This window comes from Leeia sp. (assembly GCF_041909055.1).
GTDB classification, from domain to species: domain Bacteria; phylum Pseudomonadota; class Gammaproteobacteria; order Burkholderiales; family Leeiaceae; genus Leeia; species Leeia aquatica.
In genome coordinates this window covers 242,787-254,683 of the sequence record NZ_JAYREC010000006.1, presented here as the reverse complement: position 1 = coordinate 254,683, position 11,897 = coordinate 242,787, and the positions used below count along the sequence as shown (strand labels likewise).

General features: G+C 61.9%; 6 protein-coding genes. 4 read left to right on the top strand and 2 right to left on the bottom strand.

Annotated features, from left to right (window positions below; genetic code table 11):
• Positions 1-5: 5 nt before the first annotated feature.
• Positions 6-2,186 carry a methyl-accepting chemotaxis protein gene (locus ACE3O2_RS15740; RefSeq protein WP_374339102.1) on the top strand — a complete coding sequence of 727 codons (2,181 nt, stop codon included), beginning with the start codon at positions 6-8 and terminating at the stop codon, positions 2,184-2,186.
• 57 nt (positions 2,187-2,243) lie between these two features.
• Entirely contained in the window at positions 2,244-8,264 is a 6,021-nt protein-coding gene (locus ACE3O2_RS15735; protein ID WP_374339100.1) for an Hpt domain-containing protein, read from the top strand.
• A gap of 53 nt (positions 8,265-8,317) precedes the next feature.
• Here the strand turns inward: ACE3O2_RS15735 and ACE3O2_RS15730 are convergent, their stop codons facing one another.
• Positions 8,318-9,058, bottom strand: coding sequence for an energy transducer TonB (locus ACE3O2_RS15730; RefSeq protein WP_374339098.1), 741 nt, complete (start codon positions 9,056-9,058; stop codon positions 8,318-8,320).
• A 63-nt stretch (positions 9,059-9,121) separates the two neighbouring features.
• Between ACE3O2_RS15730 and ACE3O2_RS15725 the strand changes: the two genes are divergently transcribed.
• Together ACE3O2_RS15725 and ACE3O2_RS15720 are read left to right on the top strand one after the other, a co-directional pair.
• Positions 9,122-10,423 carry an ATP-binding protein gene (locus tag ACE3O2_RS15725; RefSeq protein WP_374339096.1) on the top strand — a complete coding sequence of 434 codons (1,302 nt, stop codon included), beginning with the start codon at positions 9,122-9,124 and terminating at the stop codon, positions 10,421-10,423.
• Entirely contained in the window at positions 10,420-10,965 is a 546-nt protein-coding gene (locus ACE3O2_RS15720) for a response regulator transcription factor (RefSeq protein WP_374339094.1), read from the top strand. Before ACE3O2_RS15725 ends, ACE3O2_RS15720 begins: the two co-directional genes overlap by 4 nt.
• A gap of 24 nt (positions 10,966-10,989) precedes the next feature.
• On the opposite strand, the gene ACE3O2_RS15715 is transcribed toward ACE3O2_RS15720, so the two are convergent.
• Entirely contained in the window at positions 10,990-11,895 is a 906-nt protein-coding gene (locus tag ACE3O2_RS15715) for a LysR family transcriptional regulator (protein WP_374339092.1), read from the bottom strand.
• Between the last annotated feature and the right edge of the window lie 2 nt (positions 11,896-11,897).

Below are 11,897 nucleotides of genomic sequence, written 5' to 3'. Positions count from 1 at the left end.
TCACCATGAAGCTCAGCTTCGGCAAACGCAAGTCCGACAAGAACGCCAACGCCGGCGATGCACAAGGCGCATCCCGGTTTGAACCGATGAGCACCACATCCATCATGGATAGCCTGGTCACACCCAAGTCGGAACAGAAGGGCGCTTCGCTGTTGTCCCGTCTGCCGACCGGTCTGCAAGGCATCTCCCTGACCCTGCTGGCCGTCGGCCTGATTGGCTTTGGTGCGGCGGTGGTGGTTGACCGGATTCGCTCCAACAACTACGCCAACTACATCACCACCTCCACCGAGATGCAGATGTTGTCGCAACGTCTGGCGGTGGCGTCGTCTGAAGCCACCAAGGGTAACGCGGTGGCCTTCGACCAGCTGGACGCGGCCTTCAAGGAGTTCAAGTGCGAACTGCAAAAGCTGAAGGATGGTGGCTCAGCCTGCAGCAAGGATAAAGCTGAAGCCGTGCCGGCATCCCCGGAAGCGGACCAGCAAGCAGCGCTGAAGCAGATTGAGGACATCTGGAAGAAGTCGTTCGCGGAATCCGATAGCCCGAACGTGTCGACCATCCTGAAGGAAAAGAAGGTCCTGCGTCAGATGACGCAGTCGGTGTCCTACATCAACACCTCGGATACCGAACTGCTGGAACTGTCGCAGCAGCTGGTGGCCCTGCTGCAACAAAACAATGCGGATGCCCGTCACCTGTCGCTGGCTAACCAGCAGGTGATGCTGACCCAGCGGATGTCCAAGAACGCCAACGCGATGTTGGCTGAGCCGACCATCAGCCCGGAAATCGTGTTCATGCTGGGCAAGGACACCAACACCTTCCGCGATACGCTGGAAGGCTTCATGGCTGGTAACGAAGACCTGAAGCTGGTGGCAGCGGACAACCCGGATGTGGTGGAAAAGCTGAACGACATCAAGCGGGTGTTCCAGCCGTATGAAGCGGCGGTGACCTTGTTCTCGCAAAACATGCAGAACCTAGTGAACTCCAAGCTCGCCTCCCAGCAAGTGTTTACCAGCTCGGAACCCTTGCTGAACAAGCTGCGCGAACTGACCGCCCTGTATGAGGCCAACAGCTCCAGCCAGCCGCTGTTTGCAGCGCAGATTGCCGGGGTGCTGGTGGCCCTGCTGGGTCTGATCCTGTTCGGTATCGCTTACAGCCGTGAAATTCAAAAGCGCGCGGATGAAACCGAAGCTGAAAACAAGCGTAACCAGGAAGCCATTTTGCGCTTGCTGAACGAAATGTCCGACCTCGCTGATGGTGACCTGACGGTGCGCGCTTCGGTGACGGAAGACCTGACCGGCGCCATCGCCGACTCCATGAACTACACGATTGACGAGCTGCGCTCGCTGATTACCGGTATCAACCGCGCCACCGACCAGGTGACCTCGGCGACCCAGCAAGCCCGCTCGATTTCCGACCAGCTGCTGAACGCCACGGAAACGCAGGCCAACGAGATCATGGATACCAACATCTCGGTGCGCTACATGGCCGAGTCCATCCAGAACGTGGCCAGCAACGCGGTGGAATCCGCCCGCGTGGCCCAGATGTCGCTGAGTGCTGCAGAAAAAGGCACCCAGGCGGTGGAAAACTCCATCAAGGGCATGAACGAAATTCGTGAGCAGATTCAGGAAACCTCCAAGCGGATCAAGCGGCTGGGTGAAAGCTCGCAGGAAATTGGTGAAATCGTGGAACTGATTTCCGACATTACCGAGCAGACCAACGTGCTGGCACTGAACGCTGCCATTCAGGCTGCATCCGCCGGTGAAGCCGGTCGAGGCTTCACGGTGGTGGCCGAAGAAGTGCAGCGGCTGGCTGAACGCTCCGCCGAAGCAACCAAGCAGATCTCGGCGATTGTGAAGACCATTCAGACCGATACCCAGGACGCAGTGGCCGCCATGGAACTGTCCACCCAGGGTGTGGTGGAAGGGGCCAAGCTGTCTGACGCCGCCGGTCAGGCGCTGCAGGAAATCGGCCGCGTGTCGAACAACCTGGCCTCGCTGATTGACTCCATCTCGTCTGCCACCAAGGAACAAACGCAAATGGCGGAACAGGTGTCCGGCAACATGCAGCACATTCTGACCATTACTGAACAAACCACGGACGGCACCAAACAGACCGCCGAGTCCATCGGCCAGCTGTCCGGACTGGCAGCTGAACTGAAGGGCTCGGTGGCTGGCTTCAAGCTCGCCTGATGCCATGGCGCACCCTGCATCGGCGGGGTGCACCCATAACCTGCCGGAACCACTCGCATGAGTACACTCGACTTCGACGTGGGTTCGTTGATCTGGGTCAAGGCCGAGATTGACAGCGCCATTGGTCACGCTCGCCAGCATTTGCACAATTACAGCAGCAACCCCGGCGACGATACCCAACTGAAATTTGCCCAGACCCACGTGCACCAGGTCACCGGTGCGCTGGAAATGGTCGGACTGGCTGGTTTAACCAGCTTTACCCAAGCCATTGAAGGCTTGCTCGCCCAGTTGCCGGAGCAGGATGCTGCCCGTAGCAGCAGCCTGGACTTGCTGCAAACCGCGCTGGGTCAGGTCACCGAATTCATCGCAGCACTGGTCGATGGGGCGCCCAATTCCACGCTGCACCTGTTTGGCAGCTACAAAGCCCTGCATGACGCTCGTGGCAGCCAGCAGTTCAGCGAGAGCGACCTGTTTTATCCGGACCTGTCGGTGAGCTTGCCAGACCAGGTCCCCAACCAGGCTGCCGCTGCCGATGTCGCCCGTGAACGTAGCCGCGCCTGCCGTGCCCGTTACCAGCAAGGCCTGTTGCGCTGGCTGAAAAACCCGACAGCGGAAGCCCTGCAAGAACTGGCCAGCCCCCTGGCACAATTGTCCGCCATCCAGTCTGGCAGTGCACAGCGCGCCTTCTGGTGGGTCGCCAGCGGCTTTGTACAGGCCATGGCCGGGCACAACCATTTGCTGCAACAAGGCAAACCGCTACTGTCCCGCCTGGACCAGCAGATCCGGCGTGTCACCGAGGGCAGCAACAAGGTTTCCGATACCCTGATGCGGCAGATGCTGTACCTGATCGGGGTGTCTCCCAGTCAGGACAGCACGGTACAACTGATTCGTGACACCTATCAGCTCGGCAGCCTGCTGTCAGCCGCCGATGGGCAAGCACTGCAGACTTTGAGCGCCCAGCAACTGCGTACCCTGCGCGAGCAGCTGGAGCAGGCCAAAGATTTGTGGATGCGTGTCACCACGGGCCAACAAGACCGTTTGCCGCTGTTCCGTCAGCAACTGGACAAGCTGGCCAGCAGCCACCGTGAAGCCTCTCTGGAAGAGCTGACCCAGCTGTTCAGCGGCCTGGCCGACGTCATGAGCGGTCATGACAGCCTGAACGAGCGCCAGTCGATGGACATGGCGACAGCCTTGCTGCTGGCGGAGAACGCGCTGCAGCAGTACCCGCAGCTGTCGTCCGACCTGTCGCAGCATGTCGCCCACATCCTCAAGCGTCTGCACAGCCCGGATGCCCAGGATGACGACGCGCCGATGCTGGACGACCTGAGCCGTCGTGCGCAGGAAAAATTGCTGATGGCGCAAGTCGCGCATGAAATCCTCAGCAACCTGCAACAGGTTGAGCAGCACCTCGACCACTTCTTCCGTGACCCGGCCAAACGTGATGCGCTGCCGGGTGTCGACCCCTTGCTGCATCAGATCGACGGCGCCCTGCTGATGATGGGCGCAACCGAAGGGGGTGGCCTGCTGCAACAAAGCCGTGCGCTGCTGCGCCAATGGCTGGCAAACGAGCAAACGCCGCCCGCGCAGGAAATGGAATGGCTGGCGGAGTCGCTGTCTGCCCTGGGTTTCTATGTTGAAGCGCTGCAGAACCAGCGCAGTGACGCTGCCAGCATTCTGGCACCGTTCCTGCAGCCCGCCGCGCCCGTTACCACTGAGCCTGCCGCCGCAGCCCATACGCCGGAGGTTCTGGACGAGTTGCCCGCCTTGTCGCTGGATATTCCGTTCGAACCCGAAGCCCCTGCAGAAGATATCCTGCTGGCACCGTTGCCCGACCTCGCCGCTGAGCCGGTCGTGGCAGAGAGCCCTGCACCTGCGGTGGAGGTGGTGTGGGACGAAGCGCCAGATGCCGAGTTGCTGGAAATCTATCTGGAAGAGGCTGGCGAAATTCTGGACAGCCTCGACGAACATATTGCAACTTGCCGCAGTGACCCGCACAACCGCGACAGCTTGACCGTGATCCGCCGCAGCTTCCATACCCTGAAGGGCAGTGGTCGCATGGTGGGCCTGACCCAGCTGGGCGATGTCGCCTGGGCGGTAGAAGGGGTCATGAACAAGTGGCTGCAGGAAGATCGCCCGGCTAATGAGCCCTTGCTGGATTTCATCACCCTGAACCGGCATGCCTTTGCGGGCTGGGTAGCTGAGCTGCAAGCCGAAGGCCGCGCTGCGGTTGAGGCCAGCGAAATCCTCGCCTTGGCAGACGCCTTCCGTAACTGGCAAGGCGGCCCCATGCCGGAAGTGCCGGTACACGAGGCAACGGCCAGCGATACCGCATTGCCGTCGCTGGACCACCTGCCTTCGCTGGAGCTGGATGAGGAACCGGAAGCAACGCTACCCGCTGTGGAAGCGGATGCGCCGCCCGTGGTTACGGAAGACAGTGGCGACGAGCCGTCTGAGCCGAGTGAATTCCAGATTGGCAGCGTCACCATCTCTGCCTCCCTGTTCTACATTTTCACCGTTGAGGCCAAGCGTCACCTGCAGACCCTGGATCAACAACTGGCCGCCATGAGCAATGGTGCGCCTGTCGCCAGTGAAGCCAGCCATGCCGCGCATACCTTGCGTGGCATTGGCCATACCGCCGGTTTTGGCGATATTGGCAGTCTGGCCGACGCGCTGGAACAATTCTTCCTGTCGCAGCAGCGGCTGGGAGAGGGCTTGGGTCAAGGCCAGCTGTCGCTGGTGGCGGAAAGCATTGCCTCACTGCACCAGATGGTTGGCGAGGTAGAGGAAAAGCAGGCCCCCACCCCGGCCGACTGGCTGATTGCGCACTTGCGCGCGCAGCAGGGTGAGGACAGCGTCCCCTCGCTGGAAGCACAGCTGCAAACCAGCGATGGTTTCGAGCTTGAGCTGCCTGTGGACACAGAGGCAAGCCCCACGGAAGAAGAACTGCATTTCGAGCTGCCGGACACGGCGCCATTGCTGGCGCAGGATACCGCCCCGGTACAGGATGCACCGGAGCAGGATGACGAAGCAGCGGAACTGCATTTTGAACTGGACGAAGCAGCACCCGTCCTGCAGCTGGACGACACCCTCAGCCTGGACGCACCGGCCTTGGCTACTGATGCGGATGACTTCCAGTTCGACCTGCCCGATACCGCGCCACTCCTCAATGCAGTGGAAGATACCCCCACTCTGGACGCCCCCGTGCTGCCGGATGAGGCGGTTGAAGCGCTGCACTTCGAGCTGGATGACGACGGTGCCGATGCTATACAGGACATCCACACAGAAGTACCGGGTCTGGACATCCCCGAGCGGGTGGATGTCCCCGTGGACTCCTCGCTGGCACAGCTGGAAGCAGAGCTGGATTCGCTGGAATTGCAGCTGGATAGCCCGGAACAGGATCACGTTCAGGTCGAAACCATTCAGCTGGACAGCGACTTGCCTGCCCTGGAGTCGGTTACCAGCGACCTGACGGTTGATGCCACGGCATCGGCTGCCGAAATCGTTGAGCAGACGGATATGACGCTCGGCGACGAGCTCGAAACCGGGCTGCTGGCAGATGATCTGCTGCCTGAGCTCGACGCAGCAGTCAGCCCGGAAGCCACCGACGCCGAGCCGCTCGTGGATGACGCGCTGGACATGGACGCCTTGAGCCTGCCCGATGCGGTGGAGATGGCGGTTGCGGAGCCCATGGAGCCGACAGCAGAGGCTTTGCCTGCGCCTGTCGCCGCCGAAACCGAGCAATCGCTGATCGCCGTGACCGCGGCGCTCGCAGCAGCAGCGCGCCCTGAGCACATCCCGCATAGCGAGGATGCTCCCTCCGCCATTGACGATATCGACGAGCAGCTGCTGCCCATCTTCCTGGAAGAAGGACACGAGCTGCTGCCGCAAATTGGTGATGCCTTGCGGCAATGGCGAGCGGCCCCTCAGGACAAGACCCATCCTCAGCAATTGCTGCGTACCCTGCATACGGTCAAGGGCAGCGCGCGGATGGCCGGTGCCATGCAGATGGGTGAGCTGGCCCACGGTCTGGAAACCCGGGTGCAGCAGGCAGAGCAGATTGGCCTGTACGATACCGCGCTGTTTGATGCGCTGGATACCGAGTTCGATACGCTGTCGGCCATGCTGGACCGCCTGCAGCGCGGTGAAAGCACCACGCCGGAAGCGCCGGTACCCGCAGCAGAAGCGGGTGCTGTCGTGGCCAGTGCCGCTGCCGCCACATCGCAGCAGGATGGTGCAGCGGATACCGAAGCACGCAACCTGCGGGTGCGTGCCGACCTGATTGACCGCCTGGTGAATGAGGCCGGTGAGGTCAGTATCGCCCGCGCCCGGATCGATGCAGAAGTGCGTTCGTTGCGGGGTTCGCTGCTGGAACTGACCGATAACGTCAACCGTCTGCGCAGCCAGCTGCGTGAGCTGGAAATTCAGGCCGAGTCGCAAATGCAGTCGCGGCTGTCGCTGCTGCACGATCAGGATGAATCGTTCGACCCGCTGGAGTTCGACCGCTTTACCCGCCTGCAGGAGCTGACCCGTTTGCTGGCCGAATCGGTGAACGACGTGTCCACCGTGCAGCACAACTTGCTGAAAAACGTGGACGACAGTGAAGCCGCCCTGCTGGCGCAGGCGCGGCAAACCCGTGATCTGCAGCAATCGCTGATGCGGATTCGCACGGTGCCGCTGGCCACGCTGACCGACCGTCTGTACCGTATCGTGCGGCAGACCGCCAAGGATCTGGGCAAGAAGGCCAACCTGGAAATCAAGGGTGCGCGGGTGGAGCTGGACCGTTCAGTGCTGGAAAAGATGACCGGTCCGTTCGAGCACATGCTGCGTAACGCCATTGACCATGGACTGGAGTCCCGCGAGGCACGACAGGCTGCGGGCAAGCCGGAGATCGGTGAAATCCTGATCCAGGCACGCCAGGAAGGCAATGAAATGATTCTGACCCTGTCGGACGACGGGGCCGGGATGGATCCGCAGCGCCTGCGACAAAAGGGGCTGGAGCAGGGTCTGATTGAAGCGGATCGTAGCTACAGCGACAGTGAATTGCTGGGTTTGATTTTCCACCCGGGCTTCTCGACCGCCAGCCAGATTACCCAGCTGTCGGGTCGTGGCGTCGGCATGGATGTGGTGAAAACCGAAATCGAAGACCTCGGCGGGCGGGTGGAAGTCAGCTCCCGCCTGGGTCAAGGTACCACCTTCACCCTGCACTTGCCGCTGACCCTGGCGGTGACGCAAACGGTAATGGTTACCGTAGGCAGCCAGCGCTATGCCATTCCATCCGGCCTGGTCGCCCAAGTGCAGGAACTGAAAGTGGATGCGCTGAACAAGGCTTATGCTGAGCAAAGCATCCACTGGCAGGACAAGGATTATCCGTTCTGGTACTTGCCGCGCCTGCTGGGTGATGAAACCACGCTGCCCGAGCTGCACCGCTACAACACCGTGGTGCTGCTGCAAAGCGCCAACCGTACCGTGGCCTTGCACGTAGACCAGCTGACACGTAACCAGGAAGTGGTGGTGAAGAACATCGGGCCACAGCTGGCTCGGGTGATCGGGGTATCCGGTGCAACCGTGCTGGGTTCCGGCGAGATCCTGCTGATCATCAACCCGGTGGATCTGGCCACCCATGCCGACCGCCTGGCCCGTCATCAGGCCAGCATCGACAGCAGCACTGTAGTGGTGGAAGCCCCGCTGCAGACGCAACCACATGTGCTGGTGGTCGATGATTCGCTGACGGTGCGCAAAATCACTGGCCGCCTGCTGGAGCGCCAGGGTTATGCGGTGATGACCGCCAAGGACGGGGTCGATGCCCTGCAGCAGATTCAGGACTACAAGCCGGATGTGATGCTGGTGGACATCGAAATGCCGCGCATGGATGGCTTTGAACTGACCCGGAACGTGCGCAGCAACGCGGAAACGCAAGGTATCCCGATCATCATGATCTCCTCGCGCACCGCCGACAAACACCGCAAGGTGGCACAAGAGCTGGGCGTAAATCTGTTCCTGGGCAAGCCTTATCAGGAAGAAGAATTGCTGGGTTACATCCAGCAGTTCCTCAAGCAGAAGGAAGCCGCATTGGCGTGATCCGCTTTGCCGGATCCTCCAGTCACAACGGGGCCGTCGGGCCCCGTTGTGTTTCAACCGCCACACACGCGCACCGACGATCCCGCGTGGCCCTCACCGCCGCTGCCCTCTTGCAGCTGAAACACAAAGCGCAGCAACACGGTGCCCCCCTCGGCCCGCCCTTGCTGCCGAGCAGGCTCAAACTGCCACATCGGCACACTGTCCAGCAGCGTCCGGTCCAGCCGGGCGGCACCGCTGGATTGCTGCAAGCGGACCTCCTGCACCCCGCCCTGCGCGTCTACCCGCACACTGGCGACCACCACCCCTTGTTCCTCCAGCTCACGGGACACCACAGGGTAACGGATCACAGGTCGACAACGAGCCCGTGCCGGGTGATCCGGCATATCCTCAGTCAAAGGGCCTGCAGCTGGTGAGAGCGGTGTGGCCGCGCCATGGCCCGTTGGTCGGCTTTCCGGCGCTGTCTCGACCTGTGGCGCGGGCGCAGGTACAGTCGCACCCGCTACCACAACAGGCCCCTTCGACTGCTGTACCAGCGGGGGTGAAGAATACCGTGACGGATGGGCAGCAGCGCCCCCCGGATGCTCGGCCTGCTGCGCTACTTTGGGTGTATGGCGTGCTGGTGTCTGTGACGGCGGGTCAGGATGAACGGGTAGCGTCACCGGTGCACTGGCCGTGCGCAGCTGCAATTCAACATGCAGACGCGGAACCGGTGCAGGCCGCGACCATAGCAGCAGCAGGCCATGCAACAGCAAGGCCAGTAGCAGCGCCAGACACAGACGGGAACGGGAGGACATGCGATATTGTAACTGAGTCAGTATGTCGCAGCCGGTATCCGCGTAGCGCGGTAGAATAGGCGCATGAAGCTGCTTTCTTTGCTCTCCATCCACAGCAATCGGCCCAACGAGGCCAACCTGGCGCGGCTGGTCTGGCTGCGCTGGCTGAATCTGGGCCTGTTGCTGCTGGTCAGCAGCCTGGCGAGCTGGCAGTGGCGATTACAGCTGCCTGATGCGCCGCTACTGGTCATCGGCATTCTGCTGACCCTGTTCAATATCCTGACCTGGCTGCGCCTGCAAGGTGCCCGCAAGGGTTGGGCGGTACGGGAAAGCGAGCTGTTGTTGCAGCTGGTCATCGACGAAACCGCCCTGGGGATGGTGCTGTTCTTTGCCGATGGCGCCAGCAACCCGCTGGCCTCCCTGCTGCTGCTGCCGGTTACCCTTGGGGCCACCTTGCTCTCTGCCTGGCGCGCCAGCTTGCTACTGCTGCTGGCTGTCATCAGCTATGGCCTGCTGGTGTTTTACCATGTGCCGCTGATCCAGGCTCAGGCCGAGCCCTTGCAGGCATGGCTGCTGCACCGGCTGGGCATGGGGCTGACCTTCCTGTTCAGCGCTGTACTGCTGGTGTGGTTTGTGTCGCGCATGGCCCGCAGCCTGCGCCAGCGCGATGCTCAGCTGGCTGCGGCCCGGGAAAAGACCTTGCGCGATGAGCAATTGATCGCACTGGGTACGCTGGCAGCCGGAGCAGCACACGAGCTGGGTACGCCGCTCAACACCCTGCAGTTGCTGGCGGACGAACTGGCAGACAGTGTGCCTGCAGCGCTGCAAGCCGATGTGCAGCTAATGCAGCAGCAACTGGCCCAATGCCGGCAAAGCCTGTCCACCCTCAGCCGCCGCGCCAGCCATCCGCGTGAGGCCGCGCAAGATGCCAGCGTCACGCAAGCCATTCTGCAACTCGCAGAGCGCTGGGCCTTGCTGCGCCCCACCGTGGCACTGACCTTGCATTGGCCCGAGCCACGCCCTGACCGGCAGGTACACTGGCCAGAAACCCTGAATCAGGCCCTGCTCAATCTGCTCAACAATGCGGCAGATGCTCAGCATGGCTTGAGCAACAACCCCATTGAGCTGCGACTGGACGTCAATGCAGAGGCCTTGCTGCTGCATATTCGCGATCATGGTCCCGGTCTGGACGACGAGGCCAGAGAACGGGCCGGGCAGGGGATCTACAGCAGCAAGGGCGGCATGGGCGTCGGCCTGTTACTGTCCAACGCCAGCATTGAGCAGCTGGGCGGAGAGGTCCGGCTCACCAGTCCGCCCAAAGGGGGCGTTTGTTGCGACATTCACTTGCCGTGGAGTCGGTTGGCCCTCATGGGAGAATCCACATGAAATCACCCATCAAACAGCTCCTGCTGGTGGATGATGACGATGCCTTCCGCATGGTGGCAGAACGCGGCCTGAGCAAGCGAGGCTATCAGGTCTACAGCTGCAACAGCAGTGAGGCCGCCGAGCAGTGGCTGCTCAGCAGTGGCGTCAAGCCTGATCATGCGTTGCTCGACCTGAAAATGGGCGGAGAGAGTGGCCTCACCCTGATTCCACGACTGCGCATCCTGCATCCGGATTGCCGTATCGTGATGTTGACTGGCTTTGCCAGCATCAGTACCGCGGTGGAAGCCATCAAACTGGGCGCCACCCATTACCTGCCCAAGCCCGCCAGCCTGGACGACATCATCAGTGCTTTTGGCAAGGTGCATGGCGACGAGCAGCTGGAAGTCACCCGTCAGCCGATGTCGGTAGAACGGCTGGAGTGGGAGCACATCCAGAAGGTGCTGGCCGAGCATGAGGGCAATATCTCGGCCACCGCACGGGCACTGAACATGCACCGCCGCACCCTGCAGCGCAAACTCGGCAAGCGCCCGGTACGTCAGTAAGGCCCCGCACGGCTTACGTGTACGCTAGCGGAAGGTCTGCTGTCCATCGGACTGCAACAGATGGTCGATCAAGACACGGACCTTGAGCGGCACATGTCGTCCCGCCGGATAAACTGCATAGATGGTGCGTGGGGCGTAGTCGTCCTGCAAAGCACACGCCGACAGTACCTCGACCAGCTCTCCCCGCTGCAGCGCGGGTGCCGCTGCAAACTCCGGCACCAGCGCCAGCGCGTCCATTTGTGGCAAAGCGTTCAATAACGCCAGGCTGTTGTTGATGGTCAAACGGCTATGCAGCTGCACCTGCCGGGCTTGCCCCGCATGCAGCACGTTCAGCTGATTCCGATAAGGGCCTTCACCCAGATGCAGGGTCGGCCACTGGGTGAGGATGCTCGGGTCTTGCCGAGCCTCGGCAGACAGCCAGCCGGCACGCGCGACCAGCAGGTAGCGAAACTGCCGGATGGGCCTGGCCACCACACCTTGCGGTAGCTGCCGCGCAATGCGGATGGCCACGTCCACCCCCTCGTTCAGCAAGTCCACATAACGATCCTGCAAGGACACATGCAGGTCCAGCTGCGGATAGCGTGCCAGCAGCGGTGGCAACAGCGGGGCCAGCCAGTACTCCCCCAGCACGGCGGGTGCACTCACCTGCAAACGCCCGCGCGGCACCTCCGCATACGCCCCAGCGAGCGACAGTACATTTTGCGCGGCATTCGCCATGTCGGCACAGCCCTGGTACACCGACTGCCCGATCTCGGTCACCGCCAGACTGCGGGTGGTCCGGTGCAACAATTTAACGCCCAGCTGCCGCTCCAGCCTCGACACACTCTTGCTGATCGCGGGCGGCTGCACACCCAGATGGTCTGCGGCTTTGTGAAAGCTGCCCAGCTCCACCACCCGGGCAAACACCAGCATGTCACTCAGGTACTGCACGT